Raw genomic sequence first — 21,426 nt, 5'->3', positions numbered from 1 at the left:
TCTTTACTTGTTCACCTTTAATCACTTGTCTTAAAATTTCTTCATGAAGAAGGAGATAGAGTTTATGACAATTGAAGCAGTTGAATACAGAGTAGTAGATGGAATTATTTTCACAAAGGATATAGATGGATTATTTCGTCAAGAATACGATATCCCTCTAGACCATATTCGTACATTGAAGTTCAGGTTCTCTGACATCGATTATGACGATTATAACTGTTATTAATTCCTAATATACAAGAATACGGTTAATCCCTTACAATCTAAGTAAATATTGATTTACAAGGGATTAACCAATGAAGAAGTTACTAGCTCCGTTAGCAATAATAAGCTTATTCTCGTATAGCTCATGTACGAAGAACGACTCCACTTACAAGAATAGTTATCATATTGAGAGATCAAGCCAGAATGTGGCCTCTGAAGAAGAATTACAAAATATAAACCCTGTACTTCTTATTTCTCTTGATGGTTATCGATACGATTATACAAAGAACTATAAACCAAAGTTTTTAACAAAATTTTCAAATGAAGGAACTCAATTAAAAAGTCTCATTCCTTCTTATCCGACGAAAACATTTCCAAATCATCTCTCGATTGCAACAGGTAGCTACCCGATGAATCATGGAATTGTGGCAAATCATTTCTATGCTCCAGATCTAAAGTTAAACTACTCTCTAAAAGATCGAAAAGCGGTAAGAAATAAGAACTTCTATCTTTCACCTACGATTTGGACAGCTGCAGAAGAGCAAGGACTAAAGACTGCTACTCTATTTTGGCCAGGATCTGAAGCTGATATTTCAGGAATAAGACCTTCGTATTGGTATGACTATATTCATAAAATGCCACATGAAAATCGCATCAAACAGATCCTAGAATGGCTAAAACTACCGACTAAAGAAAGGCCATACTTCATGACTCTCTACTTCCCAGATGTGGACTCTGCCGGCCACCATTACGGAACAAAATCAAAAGAAGTAAAAGAGGCCATTGAGAATGTAGACACCTCTCTTGAGAAATTAATCACAGCAGCAACAAAACTTGTTCCAAATCTAAATATCATAATTGTTTCAGATCATGGAATGGAAGATATTGATCAGAACAAGAAGGAAATTATCTTAAAAGATGAAACGCTAGCTCTGTTAAAAGATGATTATCGAATTTTTGGAGAGGGACCAATTGTTCAATTCTATAAAAAAGAAACAGAACAAAAGATCGTCTTAGATATTCAAGCAACACTTAAACAAATAAACGCAAAAGCAAAGAACTTTAAGTGCTATGATAAAGATTCAATTCCATCACGATACAATTTCAAAAATAATGTTCGTATTGGAACATTTGCCTGTATTGCTAATGCTGGTTGGTGGATTGCCGCAACAGACTTTGATACACCGGCGGGCTCACATGGCTGGGATCAGTTTACAAATCAGCAGATGCATGGAATTTTCTACGCTCAAGGGCCAGATTTTAAAAAGAATTACATTGCAGACTCAAAAGAGAATATTCACATCTTCCCTCTTGTCTTAAGGCTTCTAGGCCTTGATAACCATTATCAAATTGATGGTAAAATTGAAGCGATCCAAGAAGTCATCAATCAATAGAAATAAAAAAGGCAGGTTTAAAACCTGCCTTTCTTTTTATATATAATTTAAAATTTAATTACATATTTTTTGGCTTATACCAACATAGTGGTCTAATACCTGTTTCGTAGTTATCTACTCTGTTACAAGTACCAGCAAGAGCATCTGTTTTAGATACGTCATCATTTAGGTCTTTGTCACAAAGAGCACCTTGGAAGTAAGTATCTAGACGACACTGACCAGCTGGGTGCTTGTCATCAGTTTTTCTAACAACAGACATATCTGGTGTTGTGAAAGATACTGAACGACCAGAGTTCAGAAGAGTCGCTAGACCTTTTGAAGCTTGTGCCATTCTCTTACATAGAGCATTTTCATTTGAATCAGACCAAACAGCATTACACTTTGACTCAACTTCTGGATCGATATTCATTTTTGATACGATACGAGCATTGTCATCATCTTGGAAGATTCTTCTGAAACACTTAAGTGAAGCCCAGTAATCAGACTGACCTTCGTTTGATGCCCATGAAGAAACCCAAAATCTTTTGATTTTTGGAGCACCAGCTAGGTGGTGACCTAGTTCGTGACATACTACAAGAGCAAATCCATCTGGAGATACTAGCTCGTGACGAGCAAGACCACCAAACATGTGAACATTCCATACTCCGCCACCTTGGTTAGCGTAAGCATTTACTGTTCCATCTTCCCATTTACGGTGAAACTTTAGAGTTGCACCTTCAGTTTCAACAACTGGAGCGTAAACTTCGTTTGCACGATCAATGATGATATTGAATAACTCTTCAGTCATTCCATTACCTGTTAGTGCGTCAACACCACGGTATAGATCGTTCTCTGGCATGATTCCTGTTTTTCCATGAATATCACATGAATAAGATTGAATTGAAAAGATTGCAGCAAAAAGAGCAATCAATAGCGTTGATTTTCTCATCTCTTTCCTCCCTGAAAGCACATAAATAAATATAAACAAGTTATTATAGAAATTAAAAAAACAGTCTGTGAAGAAAAAAATTTAACTTGCCAGATTTAATTAGAAAGTATTTTGGTCAACTATCTAAACTTCTTAACGATTTGAGATGTGTAAATTGTCTTCTTACCCGAGACAAATTGTCCTATGGCCATCGCAACAAAGAGATATGGCAATAATTCATAACCAAAGATCTCAGCTCCCATAGCAATACAAGCAAGAGGTGTATTTGAAGCACTTCCAAAAACAACACAGAAACCAAGAGCAGCGAGAAAGTTTGGATTGATCGCAACAATCGATGACATCCAAGAGCCCATTGTCGTTCCAATATAAACAAGAGGTGTAAACTCTCCTCCTTTAATTCCTGAAACAAGAGAAATTGCCGTGAGTATGAATTTTAAAATAAAATCTTTTATTGAAACAACTTCTATTAATGCCTGCTGAATAACTTCGATACCTAGTCCAGTGTAGCGCTGCTTGTAGAAGTCATTAAGTACAAAGTAGAAAAGTAATAAAACAACACTTCCCGTAAATGTAATTAGCAAAGGTTTTCCCAAAGTTTTAATTTTCAATTTTGATTTCTCAACAGTTAAAACAAATATCCTTGCAACTAGACCAAAGGCAGCTCCAGCAATAAGTGCATAGAAGATTAGATTCCATGAAAAACCTAAAAATTTGAATCGAATATAATTTGAGTGTGGCGCATATAATAGATGTGTTGTGTAAAAGCCAATATAAGAAGCAATTAAGCACTCAAGAAAAGTCGATAACTTTATTCTTGCATTTAAGTAAATGGCCTCAATGCCAAAGATTGCTCCAGCAAAGGGAGCACCAATAGCAGAGCCAAACCCGGCCCCACATCCGGCCATAAGAAGAACCGCCCTCTTTCTTTTTGAATGATTGAATAATTTAGCCAGATAATTGCCAATTGCTCCCCCCATCTGAACAGCACTTCCCTCTCGGCCAACACTTGCACCAAATAAATGAGAGAGTAGCGTCGAAAATAAAATCAGGGGAATCATGATAAGGGGAATATCCCTTTTTGGATTGTGAATTTCATCAATAATAAGATTATTTCCCTTCTCACTTATTGGAGAAAATTTCTTATAACAGAAATTTACAGCAACCATTGCAATTGGAAGAAAATAAATAAGGTAACTATAACGAAACCTTAAAGATGTAACGATTTTTAAAAGGTGTAAAAAGACAGACGAAGCAATTCCAGTCAGGACGCCAAGAGCGATAAAAGAAAAGTAGTATTTTATATTTCGGGTATCATTACCAATGTCTGCTGCCATATTTCTATTCTAGGTTAGAAACACAGCAGCGTCCATTAATATGAATTTTACCAAGATCCGATATTCTCCATATCTTTCCATGGTGCAGATGGGGCCAATGGCTCACCTTTTTGAAGTAACTCTATTGAGATATCATCTGGCGATTTTAAGAATGCCATATATCCATCTCTAGGTGGACGATTAATTGTCACCCCTTGATCCATTAGTTTCTGACAAGTTTCATAAATGTCATCAACACGAAACGCTAAATGGCCCCAATTTCGACTACTCGTAGGTAGCTTTTCAGTATTACCATTTTCATCAGGCCAATTATAAGTAAGCTCGATTAGTGGAGCTTGCTCCTTTAATGCTTTTTCTTCATCTTCAGGTGCACTTAAATAGACAAGTGAAAATCGACCCGCTTCACTCTCGATACGGTGAACCTCTTTAAGTCCAAGTTTATTACAATAGAAGTCCATACTTTCGTCTAGGCTAGTTACTCTAACCATTGTGTGGAGAAACTTCATTTTAACCTCCAAAATTAGTTGTCAAATATTGGTCTACTTTACCAAGACTTATCTATATAAAGTACTAAAATTTCGTTAGTTTTTGGTCAAATCTGTTTCTCATTTATAATCTCTGCATGAATTTGGTATATGAATAGAGAGAGACAAATATGAATTATTTAAGGCCATTGATACTTATTTTATCACTTAAACTATCGACATTTGTCTATGCTCAGCAAATAGATCGCAATGCAACAGTCTCAATGATTGACCAAATGGTTGCCAGAGGAATCATTGGTAAAGATGAAGCTGAGCAAGCAAAGTCAAAACTGGTAGCAATGCCAGATCAAGAATGGAACCAACTAAGTGAATTAGGAAGAAAGCTTGCCTCACAGCAAACGACAAATACAAACACAGAGCTAACAGTAGATAGTGCTGCCCAAAATATTGATTTTAATTCCAAGCAATTTAAGAATATCCAATCTCAGGTAAAAGATATTATGGGGAATCCGTAATTTATAACAAGATTAGATTAATTTTTTCATATATACTCAATGCTAATTGACCTATCAAAACAAAATTCATATAAGCTCTTTAAATCAATATGAGGAGCCCTTATGAAATCATTTATTCAACTAGTACTTGTTTCTATTATTGCATTATCAAGCACATACGCTTCATGTCGCTTAGAAGCTGAACTTCAGTCAATGGATATCCTAGCTCAAGAGCTAGCAGTTTCTTACGACGAAGTTTATAACGAATATCAAACTAATATCTCTTTTGACGGACTAAACGAAGAAGGACTAGATCTTTATTCGGCTTACTTCAATACTTACTCAGGTGCATATAAGCTTGAGACGGTAATTGACGAGAGATGCGATGTCGTAAGCTTTGAACTATCACTACTATAATAAAAAAGGCTACTTTATGTAGCCTTTTTTTTTAACGTTCTCTTGTTTCTGATTGGAGTACCTCGCGGTAATCCTGGATGTCATCATAACTTCTCTTGTAGTTCTTTCTTTGATGACTTCTCTTTTTTCCATTTGCATAATTGCTTAATTCATTCACTTTACTCTTTGGCGCATTGTAAGTTTCAGAGCTGTTAATTTTTCTCTCATTAGCTGCAAAAGAAAGTGGCGAAGTTAAGAAAATAGCAAGAATAAATAAACGCTTCATCTTACACTCCTAATTTTCTTAAACTGAATCAACGCCTAAACGTTGCTACCATTCTATTCTAATGCACTTCTACGACGGGCGAAAGGGCCCGGCAATTACTTATTCAAAACTTAACATACTTAACAAAAACCAAACAATTTACTATTACATTCTTAATTGTTAAGCGATCTTCTTTTCAACAACAACATTCATGGCCTTTGTGATTTCTTGAACTATATCTTCTTCGGAGAACGGCTTATACAAAAATCCGTCAACCATTTCAGCAACTTCGCGATCTTCGCCTTCAAAGTTTATACTCACACAGCCTGTTGAAATTAAAATTCTCGGCTGCTTTAATTGTTTATTGTTTCTGATACTTTTAATTAATTTTGGGCCACTCATAACAGGCATTTTCATATCAGTTATAATTAGGTCATAGTCCTCTGGCCTTTGGAGGTACATTTCATAAGCAACCTTACCATTTTCTGCTAGCGATACAGTAATTCCTGCATCCTGTAGAATCTCCTGAAGTAGATCTCTAATACCTTCTTCATCATCAACTACAATTGCACGAAACTTCATCTTAAAATCACTTAAACTAACCACTTTATTCTCCTGTGATGGTAGTTCTTCTCTTCCATAATGTATCGGGAGTGAAACTTTAAATACTGTTCCAATACCAACAACACTTTTCAATGCAATCTTTCCGTTAAAATCATCTTTAATAAATCCATGAGCAATGGAAAGTCCCATTCCTGTACCTTTACCAACATCCTTGGTGGTATAAAACAGATCAAATACTCTCTCACGTTCTTCTTCACTAATTCCATGGCCATTATCTTCGACTTTAAAAATAATTCGATCATTATTTTCTTTTACAATGACATTGATCTTTCCATTTTCCTTCCCTTCAACTGCATCTCGAGCATTTGAAATTAAATTGATTAAAACTTGTTGAAATTTTCCTCTCTCACCCTTTATCAATGCTTCATCACTCACATGCATATAGAGATTTAGATGTACATTATCTTTATCATAGAAGTCTTTAAGCATTGAGACAGTATCTTTAAAAACATTTTGCACACTAAAATCTGTTGGCTCATCATCTTGAGTCTGCCGTGAAAACTTTCTTAAGCCTGATACAATTTTTTCTATTCGAAGTGCAGCTGACTCTGACTTTTCAATCTTTTCAATAATTTCTTCTTTATGACTATTAGTAACTCTTTTTTTCAAAGACTTTAAATGACCTAAGATAATTGTTAATGGATTATTTATTTCATGCCCAATTCCTGCAGCAAGAATTCCAATCGAGGCCAACCTTTCATTTTGGCTTGCCAACTTCTTTTGTCTTCCTAATTCTTCATACTGCTTTTTTATTGCTTCTTCTTGTCTCTTTACTTTTTTTGAAATCAGATACTCTCGCTTTCTTCCTGTTTCAATAATGTAAACAGTTAGGATAATGATGAATAAAAAGAGAACAAGGTTAATAATGTAATCAAATGAAACCGTAAGTGTTGATAAAGTTTTTGGACTAGATACAGTTAAGTAATAATTTGTATTACCATCTGTAGCAAATGGCTCCTCTTGACGATAAAAATTGTAATTCTTATCACCTTCACCATAACCGACATCTAGATTCACTCGATAATCTGACAAGTCTCCTCGATTGACATTTGAAGGTAATAAAGAGGAGAACGAAAAGATCATATAGGCCCTCCCCTTAGTTCCATCAACAGAGCTTACAAATTCTTGTAAGATAATATCGGATGTTGCAGTATCAAAAATCACCTTATTATTCTTGCCAAACTTGCCACAAGTCTTTCCCTTAGACTGCAAAGTTTCGTAAGTTGTTCCATTTTCACCGCTATAACAAATGGCCGAGATATTTAATTTATTTAAAGTTGATTTTGTGAAGTTATTGAACTCCCATTTATTTACATTTAATGACGAAGCAAAGAAATGTGAGATCCCAACCAAGGCTTCACCACGAACAATTCGATTGGCCTGTATACTTGAAATAATCTTTTGAGCACCACTAGTAAACTCTTCTTGATACTTGTCACGAAGAAGCACTTCTCTTTGATGATATAAGAGCGCAAGGAAAGAGATTCCCAAGACAAGAATTATTAATGAGATTTTTGACAGGCCAAGTTTCACAGTAAACAAATCGTCTATGTTTACTGCGAACTTAACTTAAGATTATGACCTGATATACGCCATTATTTTTAACCAAACTTTACCTACGACAAGATATATTCGTAACAGCACTTACTTGTGGGTATGAGCCCTCAATTAAGCCCTCTAAAGCTTTTGACTGAACTGGAAATTTGAAAACATTACCTAATGTTAATTGAATTTCAGTTTTACCAATACGTGCGTTTTCTAAGTCTCCACACTTTTCAATGGCCGCTTCAAAAATCTTATCCTTCAATTCAGCTTCCATATTAGAGAAAGAACCAACATATAAATTTATCGAACTTTGTGGAATAACAACAACCTCTGCGTAAACAGCTTTAGAAAAACTCAGAACAACTGCAAGACCTAAAATTAACTTTTTCATAATACTCTCCTTAATCCAACCCCAAATCATTTTGAGTAAGAAGACTTTAGTTAATTCAATTTAATAAAAAAAATGAATAGATTCGATTGCTGGAATAAGAGTTTTTCATGATGCTTCGCAAACCACTGGATATTACATAAAAACAAAAAACCTATTAGATATGACTAATTTTAAATATTAGACAACTTAATACTACTGCCTTATAACATTTATACACACACAATAATGAACACTTGGAGAATTGAATGTTTAAACTTTTAATTGTATCCGCACTTTGCTTATGCGCATACTCATCAAGCAACCTCGAAAAGGCCAAAGAAATCCTAGCAAGCTCAGGATCTTCTGATGGTATTCGCTATGAACTTGAAAGACTAACGACAAAAGGTCACACGAAGAACTCTTATAAAGTTGCAAGAAAGCACCTTTTTGGAAATCTTCACCTAGAAAGAGACAATGGAAATAGCTTATATATTCGCGATGTATACTGTGACGAAGTATATACAAACTCAACTCCAAGAATTGGAAAAATCGCTAAGGGCACAATCCCTAACCACGAGGTAGTAAATTGTGAGCACACTTGGCCACAATCTAAATTTGATCGTGGTGCTCTGGCAAAATATCAAGTAGGTGATCTTCACCACCTATACCCTTCTCAAAACAGAGCAAATAGTACGCGTGGTAATTATAACTTTGGAAAAGTAGACGCAAAGAACTCAAGACTAGACTACTGTCCAGCATCTAAATTTGATGGAAATACATACGAGCCACCAACTTACCACAAAGGTAATGTTGCAAGAGCAATGTTCTACTTTTCTATTCGTTACGACCGTAAAATCAGCACGGAAATGGAAGAAACTCTTCGCCAATGGCATGAGCTAGATCCTGTTGATGAAGATGAGCGTGTAAGAAATGATAGAATTGAAGACATTCAAGGAAATAGAAATCCTTTTATCGACGCTCCAGATTTAGTTTCAAGAATTACTGACTTCTAGAATTAATTTACATAGATAAAATACAAGGGCACTTATTAAGTGCCCTTTTTTATTTTTAAAAACTTTGTGAAAAACTAAATGCAAGGCCATCGAGCTTCGCTGTAGGAAGCACAGTTAACCAGTAAGGCTTATTATACTCCACATGATTAAAATAAATTCCCCATCCATAACTTAAGCCTATAGTCATTCCAGCAGTAACATCATGTAGATAGTGCCAACTATCATTTAAGCGACTAAAAGAAATAAAAATAGCGGCCAAGTGTGCTGCAGAACCCCAGCCCCAGCCATGTTGTGCAGTTACAACAGAAGCAAATGCAAATGAAGCAGAAGCATGACCAGAAGGAAACGAGTCATTTTCGTCGGGATATCCAGGTCTTGTTTCATGAACGGCAGTCTTTAAAGCAACTGTTGTTCCAACTGTGTAGGCAGTCGCTTGTAACATATGTGAAGCACGCTCTTTACCAAGCCTTCCGCCCCAAAAATATTGTCCAATAATATAGGCACCATTTAGAACACCATAACCAATATCTCCACCAAATTGACCAAGATCTTTAAGGTGGTTTTTCTGAGCAGCACGTTCTTGAATCTCATCAATTCCTTTATATTCTTTTAGCAAACGAAGTCCGAGTGTAATCCCTGTCCCGGTCCAAAAGATGTACTTAGCATCCGTACAAATAGGTGCCGTAAAATCAGAAAGAAAGCTGCCGCATTCATTGGCGTAAGTTTTTTGAAAACTTAATATCAAAATAAGTAAGATTAACTTTTGTTTCAGCTTCATTACTTATCAATGTGTAGAATTTTACTTCTTGTATAATCTCTTTCTTCTTTTGATAGTATCTGTGGTTCTACTTTTGGCAGACCAGAATCAAGATCAAAGAAAGAATTAGGCTTTGTTAATCTAAGAATTGTGCCCAAAGAAAGAAGTTTTAAAATAAAAAGTCCCGCAAGTTTTGAAAATTTTTCGAAGCCATTTTTTGGCCACTCACTAGATTTAAAAGAAGAAAACTTCATCATATTATAAGACTGGATATCCCCTAACGCTGACTTATCGCCTGTAACAAATGCACAAACAAGTCCATTAAATGGAATTTTTGCACCTAGAGTATTAACCATTGGAAAATTACAACATCCTGCATACCAGCGGTAGAGGCCTTTTGGAGATAACCTTAAACACGAAAGATGTTCTTGGCCTTTCGTGATTTTTATATAGCGAGGCGCAGTTTGAAAAAGTTCCGTACCATTAAACTTATCAAGAAGATCTTTTCGACCTAAATACTGTGCATACGTCTGGCAGTCATCACAACAGCAAACGACATGATTATTTAAGCTTTTATTTATTGTTAACTCACCTTCAACTGAGCCACACTCACACTTTAGAGAAATTAATTTCCTACCCACCTTTCTTATCCTTTTAGTAAATGCGTTTACAAGAGGCAGAGCAATCTTCAAAATTTTGAATATCAGCTCGTTGACTTAAGTGAAGCCCATGTATATTGGCCAAAAGATCTGCCCATTCAGCATGGCCACCACCAAAGAGATCATAAATCTCTTTTGCAACACCAATGACAGCAGAAGAGCTAACACCACATTCGATACCAACAATACATGAAACACTACAGTGTCTATACTTATCTACTTCTAAGTTTTGTGACTCAAGAACTCTCTTATAATATGTTGCTGATTCAACAGCACAAAGAAGTCCATCTAACCTTTTATTAGAGTTGGCCGAAGCGTAGGATAAATTCATCAAGAAAATTGCTAATAGCATTAATACGCATCGCATATAAAAACCTTTTGTAATTGAAGTTTAATTATAAGAACTTCAAAGACGTTCTGGCAAAAATCAAATTCAAAAACATAAATAAAAATTAAAGACATTAATAAGCATTTTTCATATATAATTTAAGAAAAAATTATTTACTCATCAAAGGAGCATTAATTATGTGGGGAACTAATAATAACGATTGGTGGCCAGAGCGCCTAAGACTTAACATTTTAAGACAACATTCTGAACTCGCAAATCCAATGGGAAAAGATTTTGATTACACAAAAGAATTTAGCTCACTTGATCTGAGTGCACTTAAAAAAGATATCTTTGCATTAATGACAGACTCACAACCATGGTGGCCTGCAGATTACGGACACTACGGTCCTCTATTCATCCGCATGGCCTGGCACGCTGCCGGTACATATAGAACATCTGACGGACGTGGAGGGGCCAATACAGGTAACCAACGATTTGCACCACTAAATAGTTGGCCAGACAATGGAAATCTAGATAAGGCCAGAAGACTTCTATGGCCAGTGAAACAAAAGTACGGAAATAAAATTTCATGGGCAGATCTATTTGTACTTGCAGGTAACTGCGCTCTAGAGTCAATGGGATTTAAAACATACGGCTTTGCTGGAGGACGCGAGGATATCTATCAACCAGAAGAAGATGTTTACTGGGGAACAGAAGCACAGTGGCTTGGTGACAAGAGATACACAGGGGAGCGTGAACTTGAAAAGCCTCTCGCAGCAGTTCAAATGGGCCTTATTTATGTAAATCCAGAGGGACCAAACGCCAACCCAGATCCTGTTGCATCAGGAATTGATGTACGTGAAACATTTGCTCGTATGGCGATGAATGATGAAGAAACAGTTGCACTTGTTGCTGGCGGGCACACTTTTGGAAAGTGTCACGGGGCAGCTCCAGACTCAAACCTTGGACGAGAACCAGAAGCCGCTCCAATAGAGCAAATGGGACTTGGATGGAAAAATAACTTTGGTACAGGAAAAGGTGGTGACACGATTACAAGTGGTATCGAAGGTGCATGGAAGCCAAATCCGACAAAATGGGATCATGGCTATCTGACAACTCTATTCAAATACGAATGGGAAAAAGTTAAGTCCCCTGCAGGTGCATGGCAGTGGCTTGCAAAAGATGTTGCTGATGAAGATATGGTAGTAGATGCACATGATCCTTCAAAAAAACACAGACCAATGATGACAACAGCTGATCTTTCTTTACGATTTGATCCTGCTTACGAAAAAATTGCTAGACGCTATATGGAAAACCCTGAAGAGTTTAGAGAAAATTTTGCAAAAGCATGGTTTAAGCTTACACACAGAGATATGGGACCTAAAGCTCGCTACCTTGGGCCAGAAGTACCAAGTGAAAGCCTGATTTGGCAAGACCCAATTCCAGCTGTTAACCATGAGCTTATTAATGAGATTGATATCGCTGAATTAAAAAATCAAATTCTAAACTCACCTCTTACGATCTCTCAAATGGTAAGAACGGCTTGGGCATCAGCTTCAAGCTTTAGAGGTTCAGATATGCGTGGTGGTGCCAACGGTGCACGTATTCGCCTTGCTCCTCAAAAAGATTGGGCAGTAAATATGCCAAGCGAGTTAAGTGAAGTTCTAGCAACACTAGAAAAAATTCAAAAAGATTTTGATAAAACCGTTTCCCTTGCAGATGTTATCGTTCTAGCAGGTTGTGCAGGTGTTGAAAAAGCTGCAGCTGCCGCAGGAGTAAAAATGGAAGTTCCATTTACACCAGGACGTATGGATACAACACAAGAAAATACTGATGTTGAATCATTTGCAGTTCTTGAACCAGAAGCAGATGGTTTTAGAAACTACTTAAAAACAAAGTTCACAGTAGCAACAGAAGAGCTTCTACTTGATAAGGCGCAACTATTAACTTTAACTGCTCCAGAAATGACAGTTCTAATTGGTGGGCTTCGTGTACTTGGAGCAAACCATGACAATTCAAAGCATGGTGTATTCACTAATAAAGTTGGTGTCCTTTCTAATGACTTCTTCACAAATCTTCTTGATATGAAGTATGAATGGAAAGCAAAAGATAGTAATAATGAAATTTTTGAAGCTATCGAACTTTCTTCTGGAAAATCAACTTGGACAGCAACTCGTGCTGACTTAATCTTTGGTTCTAACTCAGAGCTTAGAGCAATTTCAGAAGTATACGCTCAAAATGATTCAAAAGAAAAATTTGTAAATGACTTTGTTACGGCCTGGAATAAAGTGATGAATCTTGATCGATTTGAATTGAAAAAATAAATATACTGAAGGTCTGCCTAACTAGGTAGACCTTCTAATTTTAAAATGCTCTCTAAGTTATCATCCCAATTTGCCTTACTTTTAATAAAAAGATGTGCTCTAGGTTTAATATCAACAAGAGTATCTAGGCATCCGGCCGGAATGACCACAAGCTTCCCTTCGCTAAAAACTCCTGGAACGGCCGAGCCACAAGTCTTACAAAAAGATTTAGAGTGTCTAGTCTCAGGTAATTGGTAAGATTGAATATTATCTTCCCCACTAAGCCAGTTAAACTTCAAATTACCTGCAAAAAGATTTGCAGCATGTGCAGATCCCGTATCTTTTTGACAGTACTTACAATGGCATAGAAAGAAATTATCAAAAGCCCCTTCCGCTTCAAATTCAATGGTGCCACATAAGCATGAACCTTTATGTAAATTACTCATTTAAACTCTCCCTTGGACTAATGTAGACGTGCTCCATTTGGCACATCTTTATCCAGGTTAAATAGGACAATATCGTTATTTGAATCTGAGAATCCCATAACAAGAACTTCCGACATGAACTTTCCAATTTGCCTTGGAGGAAAATTAACAACGGCCAAGACCTTCTTTCCAATCAGCTCTTCCTTCTTATAGTGGACAGTAATTTGAGCACTTGATTTTTTAACACCTACACCTGGGCCAAAATCAATTTTGAGTTTATAGCTAGGCTTTCTTGCTTCTGGAAAATCTTCAATCTCAAGAATCTCCCCTATTCTCATATCAACTTCTAAAAATTTACTAAAATCTATATCAGTAAGCGCCGGCGCGCTCGGCTCAAAATCCAAATGCATAAGTATCCTTTCTTTTATTACTTTTTAAATTATACAAGAAAAATAAGTGGTCACCAAATAATTAAAATTCACACAAAATTGACAAGGTACTAACCACAGAATTTTCATTTGAAAAATACAATAGATGTAATGAAAAAATTTAAATTAAGCTTAACCATCTCTTTCTTACTTCATACTCTCTTGCTCTTTTCATATTCAAAGAATGATCAAATCAAAAAAATTACACAAAGAGAACCAATCAAAATGAAAGTAAAATCCTTAAAACAAAAAAAGAGCTCTATACAAAAGAATTTCTCAAAAAACTATAGAGCAAAGGGATTAAAGCTTTCAGACTTCTCCATTAATCCAAAACACCTAAACATAGACGATGCCAAGATTTCAACGAACTCGAATATTGGAATAGCAAAAGCAAATCAAATATTTTCAAAAATTGAACAAAACTTAACGTACCCAGAAGAACTCGTTGAAATTGAGGCCCAAGGACATTTTCAAGTCACATTCTATCTGGATAAGAACGCACAATATGAGGAGAAGCGAACTAAAATTTCAGTTGGTTCGAGATTCTTGAGGGCCTATATTGCTAAAGTGCTAAGAAAATCACTAAAGAATATAGATCAAAAAGATTTGAAACTTCAAAAGCTAACAAAATTTAATGCTGTCTTTAAATTCAACCTAACAACATCAGCCACAGAACTTGGTCAGTCGCAACTCTTAAAAGATCGCTATTTCTTTTATCGTCAAAGGTATGGTGTCTCTACTGGCAGAGATAGAGTTATGAATGGTGTCACAAAAACGCTTACAGGAATTACAAATATTCTTAGTCTACTAGAGTATTTACCAGATAGTGATGCGACAAAACTTAAAAAGAAAAGAATTTTAGAAACTTATATCAAAGACCCATTCTATTAAAGATTTTTTTCAAGAATTAACTGCTCTATTTGATTTTCCTTGATTCTCGTATCAACTAATCTAAAACCAAACTTTTCATTGAGTTCAATCATTTCTGGATAGCGAGCATCAGTGTGAGTACGAACCTTTGTGAAGCCTTGCTCTTTGGCCCACTCATGTTGCCTCTCCATCAATTTTGTCGCTAATTTTTGACCACGATAAAATGGCACAACACCACCTACCCAGCTGTAGAAATAATCACCACAATCATAGCCAACTTTAAAGGCGATTGGCTGGCTGCCATCAAAGTAAAATTGTGCAAGAAACTTAGTGCAGTCTTTTGTTTTTGAGTACATTCTGTCGACACAATACGGCGTACTAAAGATCTGTGAATTCGTCTGGGAAACGATTTCGAAGACCTCATCAGAGATTTGCGAATATTCTTTATACTCATAATGATTCATAAGGACGCAGAATATATCATAAAATTTTAAAACGTACACATTTAGATTGTTAAATTTCAATACTTTACAATCAAAACCCTCTAGGCCCTTGTAAGTAAATATTATCTAGTATCTTTGCACATCATGTCACTTTCGCTATTTAAACAAAAAACAAAAATTTCGCAGGGAGTAATAAATGAAAGGTCTTCTATCTTTTCTAGTTTTAATTTCACTATCAACAGCTGTCTCAGCTCAGTCTGATTTTCTATCCAAATCAGAAGCAAAAGATATCAATGACTACATGGGTGATATTTGTATGGATACATACTGTGGTGGCGATATAAATTGGTATACACAAGGGATGAACTGCAGCGGTGATCAGTGTACAATTTCATACGAGGCCTATACTTGGAAAGATTCAGCTGATTCTTTTGATGCAGATCTTCTAAAAGCACTAGATGGAAAGACTAAAGATTATCGTCATTTAAACTCATCACTTAAATTTGAAAATTTCCAACTTGTTAGACAAGGCAGAGCATTTGTAAATATCTCATGTACTATGTACGGACTTAATAATCAAACTCTTGCTGAATACGATAATGACAAAGAAGAATATCTTTATATGACTATTCTCGAGTCATGTATTGACCCTGTTGAATCACTAATTCTTGCTTACTAAGAATATATAGGGCCAATTAAGTTGGCCCTTTTTATTCTTCATTTTTTTACGACACACCAACGTTTGCTACCAATACACTTTTGCATCTCAACACGATATCCATCGGGACAACTTTTACCATCTTCAAGAATGATAGATTCAGATGACTTGGCATTTCGTATAGAGCTTTCACAACAACTATTACCATTGCACTTTTTTATGTACTGATCGTAGTATTCTTCAGAATTCGATTGGCAACTTAGACTAAGAATAAGAGTCGCTAAAGTAACGAGATATTTCATGACCTAATTGTAGCATAACCCTTTCAAAATATAACTGCCATGAGTCCAAATCAAGGCTCCACCAACACTATCAATTACTTCAGCTGTAAAATTAGAATTTCTTTGAGTAAGAGTCTCTCCAAAATCTGGTGAATGAACTGGGCTATAATCATGTTTCCCATATAGATGGAATACGTCTGTTGTAACTTCTTCAAGATTGAAGCCCCAAGGAGATAAGCACATAAATAGGTCTTGATAATAAGACTCAAATGAACTTCCAATCCCTTCTTGAAGACATTCGCCATACATCTTCTTATATGAATCTTGCGTATAGACCTTCTTATCGACTTCAGAAGATGTTCCAATAACGAACTCTATAAAACCATCCAGATTGAAAGTTTTTTGAAATTCATCGCATGTTAATTGGCCACTACTTACAGAGTTAACAAAACCTTTCGTATTCTCATCAAGTAACTCATAAGTACTTTTATAATGTAGATCATCTTGACCAGAAACTATGACGGCCTTTTTAACAATCCCATGCAAGCACATATGGTACAAAAAAGGCGCACCTTGAGAGAATGCGATAGCGTCAATCTGATCTAACTTAAGCTCTCTTAATAACAATTCTACTGATTCAGTGATACTAGAAAAAGACTTATCTTCATTGAAGTCCGACAGACCAAAGCCTGGCCTATCAATCGAATAAAGCTTGATATTATTATCCAAAAGGTCTTCTTGATAGAAATTTAAACTTCCACTCATCCCTGCACCATTTATATAAAGGACAGGTTTCCCAGATTCTGCTCCACTTACCCTAAAGCATGTCTTTAAATTATCTTTTAAAATATATATGTCTTTCAATTATTAATACTCCATACAAATTTATTTGATATTTGTGACAAGCCAGTTGGAAAAATCATCCACTTCACTATGATGATCTTGAAAGTCCTCTTTAAGTTTATTCAAGGTATCTTGAACAGCATTAACATCATAAGCAATGCCTTTTAGTTTTTCAGCAAAAGACTCAATTAAAGGTGGGTGTAAGCAGTCACTAAAGATTGTCACCTCTTCCATTATTCCTTTATTTGAATTTATATGAACTTCAACACCACCCCAGTCAAAGCGTTCATCAAATTGATGATTAAACTTCGGCGTTTTCCCGTAAAGCCAATTCCAATCCTTTAATTCCTCATAGTATTCATTAACTTTAGGAACAGACTTTAAGAAGTCGTAGTTTAAAACCTCTACCTGTGTTTGGGCATCGTAGAAACGACAAAACTCTTCAACAATGGCCTTTGAAAGACTCTCATGATTGATTTCAGAGTTAAGTTCTGAAAGGTTCATCACACGTGCACGTGCTGACTTGATCCCCTTTGACTCTAGTTTTTTCTTATTAGGGTTTAAGTAGTTAGCAAGTTTACTTAGATCAGCATTAATGAGAAGTGTTCCATGATGAAAGCTTCGATCTCTCTTTACCTTAAAGGCCGAACCAGAAATTTTTCTTGATCCTTCTTCTTGTGCAATTTTCACTTCAATATCATTTCTTCCATTAGCAAAGGCTTCAACCCCAAACGTTTTTAAAGCATTTGTAATGATCTTATTATTGGCGTCCTTATCGTATGACTCTTTAGATGACATGAAAGTGAAATTAGTATTTCCAAGATCATGAAAAACCGCCCCGCCACCACTTTGGCGTCTAGCAAGTTTCACCCCGTCTTCTTCCATCTTACTTGTAATACACTCTGTCCACGGGTTTTGGTGCTTTCCAATGACAACAGTTTCATCATTTTGCCAAAGAAAGAGAACATGAGAATCCGTGTCCATATCGTTAAAAATCCAATTCTCTGTCGCGAGATTAAAATATGGATCATATTGTTCAGCTACAAAAATTTTTACTTTCTTACTCATATTATTCCTATTTATAAATCTGTTTTCTCAAATCGCAGGCCATTACAATCATCGTAGTAATCTTTCTCGATTTCAGTTTGTTTAAAACCAAATTTCTTATATAAAGCAATTGCCGAATAATTATCTTCTCTAACAGTCAAAGACAAAGGCATTTGAGCATGATTTTTTAAACATTCTTCAAGTAACGTTGAGCCATGACCCCTTCCTTGAAAATCTTTTGAGACTGCAATATCAACTAGCTCGATATTTCCGTCCTCTTCCACGGTACAATAAAATCCGATTACCTCTGCATCTACTAGTACCTTAAGGTCATAGCCGATATAGTCTTCTGGAAATTCAACTAGGGCCTGAAAAGTTTCTTTCTCAGTCGCCTCTTGCTCACCATAGTTTTCTAATTCGATTTGAAATAACTTATCAACGTCTGACAGACTAGGCGTTCTAATATTCATTGTGGCCTCACAATATCTAAAAAATTTTAATTATTATAGTTTAGACCAAGAAAGATTACTATAATGATAAGTAAAACCAGTATTTTTACTCTTAGAATTATCAATTATTCGAAGTTCTGAATTTTCTGAATCAAAAGATATCGCCGAATTAAAGCTACGATAGAATTCCTCTTTAGTAGGATGATCATCGCAAACCAGATTAAAATCTTCATTAATAATATTGTGACCAATTGCGTAGTGTAAAAATGCAGCAACATCACTTGTATGAACTAGATTAACATTAGTTTTTGACTTTGATAGCTTTGACATTTTCTTAGAAAAGAATTTTGGATGGCGTTTACTATCAATAAGGCCACCTGGCCTGACAATTACATAATCATCCAACTGTGATATCAATTTTTCGCACTCAATAAGCTCTTTAGCATTACTTGTATGACCAACTTTCATACTATCTTCATTTATCTGGCCTGTGCCGAAAACCGAAGTCGAACTAATAAAAATAACTTTATTTAAAGGCCCTAAATCATCTAATAGTTTTTGAAGTTTAAGAGAGTATTCTTCGACAGGTGGAAATGAAATGATAATAACATCAAAGTCCTTTGAAGCTTTCCAGCTCTCACCTAAAGAGAATTCGATGAGGTTAGTTTCTAATTCATCTGACTTTCTTCTTGTCCCAATTACTTCGTGTATTTTATTTTGCGAAAGAAAGTGCTGTCCTAAATGTCCAAGTCCTAAAAAGAGAATTTTTTTCATAAGTAATTATAGTTAGATATAATTCGCTATAAAAAGGCAAAAATGCACTTAAACGCAGTAAATATGATTAAATTAAAGAAATTACTTAGATTAGTGCGTCGTTTAACGTATATTGATTGCTATGACAAATAATATACCATTTGAAGACTTTAATTTAAGCGCAGGCCTCCTTGAATCCATCAAAAAATGTGGATTCACAACAGCAAGCGCCATCCAAGAACTAACAATAGATCCAATTTTAGAAGGTAAAGACATACTTGCTCTTGCTGAAACAGGCTCTGGAAAGACTGCGTCATTTGCAATCCCGATCATCGAACATATCATTCATGATGACCTCGTGGAAGTTGATGAGGTTCATTACGTTGTCCTTTCTCCGACAAGAGAGCTAGCGCAACAAACTGCAAAGGTCTTTAAAGATCTAGGTAGTGACTCTGGAATTAAAACAGTTTGCGTTATTGGTGGTGAAAGCCTCGAAAAGCAAAAAGAGCAAATAAAGAAGGGTGCTCATATCATTATTGCAACCCCAGGACGTTTAGTAGACCTACTTAAGCAAAAAGCCGTCCTCATTGATCGCACTTACGGAATCGTATTTGATGAAGCTGATCGATTATTTGACATGGGCTTCCAAAGAGATATTGAATACACACTTGGCCAAATGCCAGATGATAGACAATTAATCATGGTATCGGCCACGACTAATATGGCAGTTCTAAATACGGCCTACAAGTTCAACTCAACTCCAATTGAGATCAAGCTAAATGAAGACAATATGGTTGTTGATCACATCGATCATAAGCTAGCGATGATTAATGAAAATGAGAAGATGGGACTTCTTGTCAACCTCATACGAAATCACGAAGATGCATACGCCCTAGTCTTCTGTAATACTAAATTTCAAACACACTTAGTTGCTGAATGGCTGATCGCAATGGATTTCAAAGCAAAGGCAATTTCAGGTGGCCTTTCTCAAGTTAAGAGAACAAAGCTTATCAAAGACTTTAAATCGAAAGAGACGACAATCCTTGTTTGTACAGATGTTGCAGCAAGAGGTCTCGACATAAAAGATGTTAATCTTGTTATCAATTACGATCTTCCACAAGATGCTGCAAACTATGTTCACCGAATTGGTCGAACAGGTCGAGCAGGCTGCGAAGGAGAAGCAATAAGCTTTTGTTCATTTGATGACTGTGAATATCTAGATCCTATTCAAGATTTTATTGGTGATAAAATTCCAAAGTTAGACGTTGGCCCAGAAGATATATCGAAAAATCTTTCAAAGAAGCCATTCATTGACCGCAAAACTTTTAAAGTTGTCGATAGAACAACTGGCAAACCATTAACACAAGAGCAAAAAGATCAGCGCAAGAAACCTCAGCGCCAAAGAACTCAAAAGAAAACTCAAGAAAGAGTTAAAAAGACAGTTCAAAGAACTGATGCACCAGTAACAAAACCTATTAAGAAAATAGAAAAGAAACCAAATACACCAACGTTTACGATTCAAGCAGACTCTCAAGAAAGTGCGAAGGCAGCCGCTCTTGCATTCTTCAAGATAAAGTATGATTCACAACTAAGCCTTGATGAATCGACACAGGGACGCAAGAAGTTCTTCTTATTTGGAAAGAGGCTTACAAAGTTCACTTATAGCCTTAGGCCAACGTATAAAAAAATCGTGATGCCATTTCTAATTAATCTTATTAAAAAGGCAAACTTGAAGCTATTTGCAAAGTTCTCATTTAATGGAAAGGATATTAAGATCTTCTTTTCTGGAGCAGATGAGAAAATGTTAACAAGAGATAATAATGAACTACTCCAAGCTCTTGAGCACCTAACAAGACTTCACCTTTACAACAGTGTTGAAGTTCCTAGAGAAGTTAGACTAAATTTCAAGTGTAAGGGTGTAAAGAGTCAGGAAGACAGTCTTATTAAGATGGTTGAGCGTGAGACAGCTAAAGTTCTAGACTCTCGCGAGCCAGTAACACTAAAAGCATTAAACGCATCAGATCGCAGACTTGTTCATCAACACCTTGATAAGCATAAAGAAGTTAAAACAGTCTCAATTGGTGAAGGCCGAATGAAGAAGATTAAAATAACATTGGCCTAATCTTCCGC

The 21,426-nt window shown here is 35.9% G+C and carries 26 protein-coding genes; 9 read left to right on the top strand and 17 right to left on the bottom strand.

Annotated elements, in window-relative coordinates; genetic code table 11:
- Nucleotides 1–43 precede the first annotated feature (43 nt).
- The gene (locus ACMAWV_RS14895) at nucleotides 44–226 is read left to right on the top strand and encodes a hypothetical protein (RefSeq protein ID WP_146037917.1); all 183 of its coding nucleotides are present in this window, start codon (nucleotides 44–46) and stop codon (nucleotides 224–226) included.
- Between the two features lie 70 nt (nucleotides 227–296).
- The gene (locus ACMAWV_RS14890; protein ID WP_392992418.1) at nucleotides 297–1,598 is read left to right on the top strand and encodes an ectonucleotide pyrophosphatase/phosphodiesterase; all 1,302 of its coding nucleotides are present in this window, start codon (nucleotides 297–299) and stop codon (nucleotides 1,596–1,598) included.
- Nucleotides 1,599–1,656: 58 nt separating this feature from the next.
- Here ACMAWV_RS14890 and ACMAWV_RS14885 read toward each other — a convergent pair whose 3' ends face one another.
- The 3 genes from ACMAWV_RS14885 to ACMAWV_RS14875 form a co-directional block, all read right to left on the bottom strand.
- A complete protein-coding gene (locus tag ACMAWV_RS14885; protein ID WP_412470092.1) occupies nucleotides 1,657–2,526 on the bottom strand; it encodes a hypothetical protein in 870 nt (289 codons plus the stop codon).
- A 119-nt stretch (nucleotides 2,527–2,645) separates the two neighbouring features.
- Nucleotides 2,646–3,860 carry a chloride channel protein gene (locus ACMAWV_RS14880; RefSeq protein WP_412470093.1) on the bottom strand — a complete coding sequence of 405 codons (1,215 nt, stop codon included), beginning with the start codon at nucleotides 3,858–3,860 and terminating at the stop codon, nucleotides 2,646–2,648.
- Nucleotides 3,861–3,907: 47 nt separating this feature from the next.
- On the bottom strand, nucleotides 3,908–4,366 hold the full coding sequence (locus ACMAWV_RS14875; protein ID WP_103219117.1) for a VOC family protein: 459 nt from the start codon (nucleotides 4,364–4,366) through the stop codon (nucleotides 3,908–3,910).
- A 149-nt stretch (nucleotides 4,367–4,515) separates the two neighbouring features.
- Here ACMAWV_RS14875 and ACMAWV_RS14870 point away from each other — a divergent pair, with 149 nt between their 5' ends.
- Nucleotides 4,516–4,860, top strand: coding sequence for a hypothetical protein (locus ACMAWV_RS14870; RefSeq protein ID WP_103219116.1), 345 nt, complete (start codon nucleotides 4,516–4,518; stop codon nucleotides 4,858–4,860).
- 102 nt (nucleotides 4,861–4,962) lie between these two features.
- Nucleotides 4,963–5,256 (top strand): hypothetical protein, encoded by a 294-nt coding sequence (locus ACMAWV_RS14865; RefSeq protein ID WP_392992422.1) that lies wholly within the window; start codon nucleotides 4,963–4,965, stop codon nucleotides 5,254–5,256.
- A gap of 31 nt (nucleotides 5,257–5,287) precedes the next feature.
- Here ACMAWV_RS14865 and ACMAWV_RS14860 read toward each other — a convergent pair whose 3' ends face one another.
- From ACMAWV_RS14860 to ACMAWV_RS14850, 3 genes are all read right to left on the bottom strand, one after another.
- Entirely contained in the window at nucleotides 5,288–5,521 is a 234-nt protein-coding gene (locus tag ACMAWV_RS14860; protein ID WP_103219114.1) for a hypothetical protein, read from the bottom strand.
- A gap of 159 nt (nucleotides 5,522–5,680) precedes the next feature.
- Nucleotides 5,681–7,657: an ATP-binding protein gene (locus ACMAWV_RS14855; protein WP_412475815.1), complete on the bottom strand. Its 1,977-nt coding sequence runs from the start codon at nucleotides 7,655–7,657 to the stop codon at nucleotides 5,681–5,683.
- A gap of 79 nt (nucleotides 7,658–7,736) precedes the next feature.
- Nucleotides 7,737–8,060, bottom strand: a complete 324-nt coding sequence (locus ACMAWV_RS14850) for a hypothetical protein (RefSeq protein WP_412463134.1) — start codon at nucleotides 8,058–8,060, stop codon at nucleotides 7,737–7,739.
- A gap of 245 nt (nucleotides 8,061–8,305) precedes the next feature.
- On the opposite strand from ACMAWV_RS14850, the gene ACMAWV_RS14845 reads away from it, so the two are divergent.
- A complete protein-coding gene (locus tag ACMAWV_RS14845; RefSeq protein ID WP_103219111.1) occupies nucleotides 8,306–9,052 on the top strand; it encodes an endonuclease I family protein in 747 nt (248 codons plus the stop codon).
- Nucleotides 9,053–9,107: 55 nt separating this feature from the next.
- Here the strand turns inward: ACMAWV_RS14845 and ACMAWV_RS14840 are convergent, their stop codons facing one another.
- Genes ACMAWV_RS14840 through ACMAWV_RS14830 form a run of 3 tightly spaced genes read right to left on the bottom strand, consistent with a single transcriptional unit; the run spans nucleotide 9,108 to nucleotide 10,802 of the window.
- Nucleotides 9,108–9,830: a phosphatase PAP2 family protein gene (locus ACMAWV_RS14840; RefSeq protein ID WP_103219110.1), complete on the bottom strand. Its 723-nt coding sequence runs from the start codon at nucleotides 9,828–9,830 to the stop codon at nucleotides 9,108–9,110.
- The gene (locus ACMAWV_RS14835; RefSeq protein WP_103219109.1) at nucleotides 9,830–10,450 is read right to left on the bottom strand and encodes a DUF6151 family protein; all 621 of its coding nucleotides are present in this window, start codon (nucleotides 10,448–10,450) and stop codon (nucleotides 9,830–9,832) included. Before ACMAWV_RS14835 ends, ACMAWV_RS14840 begins: the two co-directional genes overlap by 1 nt.
- A 13-nt stretch (nucleotides 10,451–10,463) precedes the next feature.
- Complete coding sequence (locus ACMAWV_RS14830; protein ID WP_412471093.1) at nucleotides 10,464–10,802, bottom strand: hypothetical protein; 339 nt, start codon at nucleotides 10,800–10,802, stop codon at nucleotides 10,464–10,466.
- A 191-nt stretch (nucleotides 10,803–10,993) separates the two neighbouring features.
- Between ACMAWV_RS14830 and katG the strand changes: the two genes are divergently transcribed.
- A complete protein-coding gene (gene katG, locus ACMAWV_RS14825) occupies nucleotides 10,994–13,120 on the top strand; it encodes a catalase/peroxidase HPI (RefSeq protein WP_412470095.1) in 2,127 nt (708 codons plus the stop codon).
- 17 nt (nucleotides 13,121–13,137) lie between these two features.
- On the opposite strand, the gene ACMAWV_RS14820 is transcribed toward katG, so the two are convergent.
- Together ACMAWV_RS14820 and ACMAWV_RS14815 are read right to left on the bottom strand one after the other, a co-directional pair.
- The gene (locus ACMAWV_RS14820) at nucleotides 13,138–13,545 is read right to left on the bottom strand and encodes a GFA family protein (protein WP_103219106.1); all 408 of its coding nucleotides are present in this window, start codon (nucleotides 13,543–13,545) and stop codon (nucleotides 13,138–13,140) included.
- A gap of 17 nt (nucleotides 13,546–13,562) precedes the next feature.
- On the bottom strand, nucleotides 13,563–13,934 hold the full coding sequence (locus ACMAWV_RS14815; RefSeq protein WP_103219105.1) for a tRNA-binding protein: 372 nt from the start codon (nucleotides 13,932–13,934) through the stop codon (nucleotides 13,563–13,565).
- 129 nt (nucleotides 13,935–14,063) lie between these two features.
- Between ACMAWV_RS14815 and ACMAWV_RS14810 the strand changes: the two genes are divergently transcribed.
- The gene (locus ACMAWV_RS14810; protein WP_412470096.1) at nucleotides 14,064–14,843 is read left to right on the top strand and encodes a hypothetical protein; all 780 of its coding nucleotides are present in this window, start codon (nucleotides 14,064–14,066) and stop codon (nucleotides 14,841–14,843) included.
- On the opposite strand, the gene ACMAWV_RS14805 is transcribed toward ACMAWV_RS14810, so the two are convergent.
- On the bottom strand, nucleotides 14,840–15,286 hold the full coding sequence (locus tag ACMAWV_RS14805) for a GNAT family N-acetyltransferase (RefSeq protein ID WP_393092226.1): 447 nt from the start codon (nucleotides 15,284–15,286) through the stop codon (nucleotides 14,840–14,842). The two genes, ACMAWV_RS14810 and ACMAWV_RS14805, sit on opposite strands and share 4 nt — an antisense overlap.
- 175 nt (nucleotides 15,287–15,461) lie before the next feature.
- Between ACMAWV_RS14805 and ACMAWV_RS14800 the strand changes: the two genes are divergently transcribed.
- A complete protein-coding gene (locus tag ACMAWV_RS14800; RefSeq protein ID WP_412470097.1) occupies nucleotides 15,462–15,944 on the top strand; it encodes a hypothetical protein in 483 nt (160 codons plus the stop codon).
- A 38-nt stretch (nucleotides 15,945–15,982) separates the two neighbouring features.
- Here the strand turns inward: ACMAWV_RS14800 and ACMAWV_RS14795 are convergent, their stop codons facing one another.
- Genes ACMAWV_RS14795 through ACMAWV_RS14775 form a run of 5 tightly spaced genes read right to left on the bottom strand, consistent with a single transcriptional unit; the run spans nucleotide 15,983 to nucleotide 19,317 of the window.
- Nucleotides 15,983–16,225: a hypothetical protein gene (locus ACMAWV_RS14795; RefSeq protein ID WP_412470098.1), complete on the bottom strand. Its 243-nt coding sequence runs from the start codon at nucleotides 16,223–16,225 to the stop codon at nucleotides 15,983–15,985.
- Between the two features lie 3 nt (nucleotides 16,226–16,228).
- A complete protein-coding gene (locus ACMAWV_RS14790; RefSeq protein WP_412463140.1) occupies nucleotides 16,229–17,068 on the bottom strand; it encodes an alpha/beta hydrolase in 840 nt (279 codons plus the stop codon).
- Between the two features lie 21 nt (nucleotides 17,069–17,089).
- On the bottom strand, nucleotides 17,090–18,115 hold the full coding sequence (locus ACMAWV_RS14785) for a lipoate--protein ligase (protein ID WP_412463141.1): 1,026 nt from the start codon (nucleotides 18,113–18,115) through the stop codon (nucleotides 17,090–17,092).
- A gap of 11 nt (nucleotides 18,116–18,126) precedes the next feature.
- Entirely contained in the window at nucleotides 18,127–18,564 is a 438-nt protein-coding gene (locus ACMAWV_RS14780) for a GNAT family N-acetyltransferase (RefSeq protein ID WP_412463142.1), read from the bottom strand.
- A gap of 33 nt (nucleotides 18,565–18,597) precedes the next feature.
- Nucleotides 18,598–19,317, bottom strand: a complete 720-nt coding sequence (locus ACMAWV_RS14775) for a hypothetical protein (protein WP_412470099.1) — start codon at nucleotides 19,315–19,317, stop codon at nucleotides 18,598–18,600.
- Nucleotides 19,318–19,438: 121 nt separating this feature from the next.
- Here ACMAWV_RS14775 and ACMAWV_RS14770 point away from each other — a divergent pair, with 121 nt between their 5' ends.
- Nucleotides 19,439–21,418: a DEAD/DEAH box helicase gene (locus ACMAWV_RS14770; protein ID WP_412470100.1), complete on the top strand. Its 1,980-nt coding sequence runs from the start codon at nucleotides 19,439–19,441 to the stop codon at nucleotides 21,416–21,418.
- Nucleotides 21,419–21,426: the final 8 nt, after the last annotated feature.

Source organism: Halobacteriovorax sp. RT-1-1, from assembly GCF_047085455.1.
Taxonomy (GTDB): Bacteria; Bdellovibrionota; Bacteriovoracia; order Bacteriovoracales; family Bacteriovoracaceae; genus Halobacteriovorax_A.
The sequence above is the reverse complement of the archived record's forward strand: the minus strand, read 5'-3'. Positions and strand labels throughout refer to the sequence as shown.

What these genes read in the sequence shown, in the direction of transcription:
- ACMAWV_RS14895 (WP_146037917.1), top strand. Translation starts at nt 44, where the DNA reads ATGAAGAAGGAGATAGAGTTTATGACAATTGAAGCAGTTGAATACAGA.
- ACMAWV_RS14890 (WP_392992418.1), top strand. Translation starts at nt 297, where the DNA reads ATGAAGAAGTTACTAGCTCCGTTAGCAATAATAAGCTTATTCTCGTAT.
- ACMAWV_RS14885 (WP_412470092.1), bottom strand. Translation starts at nt 2,526, where the DNA reads ATGAGAAAATCAACGCTATTGATTGCTCTTTTTGCTGCAATCTTTTCA.
- ACMAWV_RS14880 (WP_412470093.1), bottom strand. Translation starts at nt 3,860, where the DNA reads ATGGCAGCAGACATTGGTAATGATACCCGAAATATAAAATACTACTTT.
- ACMAWV_RS14875 (WP_103219117.1), bottom strand. Translation starts at nt 4,366, where the DNA reads ATGAAGTTTCTCCACACAATGGTTAGAGTAACTAGCCTAGACGAAAGT.
- ACMAWV_RS14870 (WP_103219116.1), top strand. Translation starts at nt 4,516, where the DNA reads ATGAATTATTTAAGGCCATTGATACTTATTTTATCACTTAAACTATCG.
- ACMAWV_RS14865 (WP_392992422.1), top strand. Translation starts at nt 4,963, where the DNA reads ATGAAATCATTTATTCAACTAGTACTTGTTTCTATTATTGCATTATCA.
- ACMAWV_RS14860 (WP_103219114.1), bottom strand. Translation starts at nt 5,521, where the DNA reads ATGAAGCGTTTATTTATTCTTGCTATTTTCTTAACTTCGCCACTTTCT.
- ACMAWV_RS14850 (WP_412463134.1), bottom strand. Translation starts at nt 8,060, where the DNA reads ATGAAAAAGTTAATTTTAGGTCTTGCAGTTGTTCTGAGTTTTTCTAAA.
- ACMAWV_RS14845 (WP_103219111.1), top strand. Translation starts at nt 8,306, where the DNA reads ATGTTTAAACTTTTAATTGTATCCGCACTTTGCTTATGCGCATACTCA.
- ACMAWV_RS14840 (WP_103219110.1), bottom strand. Translation starts at nt 9,830, where the DNA reads ATGAAGCTGAAACAAAAGTTAATCTTACTTATTTTGATATTAAGTTTT.
- katG (WP_412470095.1), top strand. Translation starts at nt 10,994, where the DNA reads ATGTGGGGAACTAATAATAACGATTGGTGGCCAGAGCGCCTAAGACTT.
- ACMAWV_RS14820 (WP_103219106.1), bottom strand. Translation starts at nt 13,545, where the DNA reads ATGAGTAATTTACATAAAGGTTCATGCTTATGTGGCACCATTGAATTT.
- ACMAWV_RS14815 (WP_103219105.1), bottom strand. Translation starts at nt 13,934, where the DNA reads ATGCATTTGGATTTTGAGCCGAGCGCGCCGGCGCTTACTGATATAGAT.
- ACMAWV_RS14810 (WP_412470096.1), top strand. Translation starts at nt 14,064, where the DNA reads ATGAAAAAATTTAAATTAAGCTTAACCATCTCTTTCTTACTTCATACT.
- ACMAWV_RS14805 (WP_393092226.1), bottom strand. Translation starts at nt 15,286, where the DNA reads ATGAATCATTATGAGTATAAAGAATATTCGCAAATCTCTGATGAGGTC.
- ACMAWV_RS14800 (WP_412470097.1), top strand. Translation starts at nt 15,462, where the DNA reads ATGAAAGGTCTTCTATCTTTTCTAGTTTTAATTTCACTATCAACAGCT.
- ACMAWV_RS14795 (WP_412470098.1), bottom strand. Translation starts at nt 16,225, where the DNA reads ATGAAATATCTCGTTACTTTAGCGACTCTTATTCTTAGTCTAAGTTGC.
- ACMAWV_RS14785 (WP_412463141.1), bottom strand. Translation starts at nt 18,115, where the DNA reads ATGAGTAAGAAAGTAAAAATTTTTGTAGCTGAACAATATGATCCATAT.
- ACMAWV_RS14780 (WP_412463142.1), bottom strand. Translation starts at nt 18,564, where the DNA reads ATGAATATTAGAACGCCTAGTCTGTCAGACGTTGATAAGTTATTTCAA.
- ACMAWV_RS14775 (WP_412470099.1), bottom strand. Translation starts at nt 19,317, where the DNA reads ATGAAAAAAATTCTCTTTTTAGGACTTGGACATTTAGGACAGCACTTT.
- ACMAWV_RS14770 (WP_412470100.1), top strand. Translation starts at nt 19,439, where the DNA reads ATGACAAATAATATACCATTTGAAGACTTTAATTTAAGCGCAGGCCTC.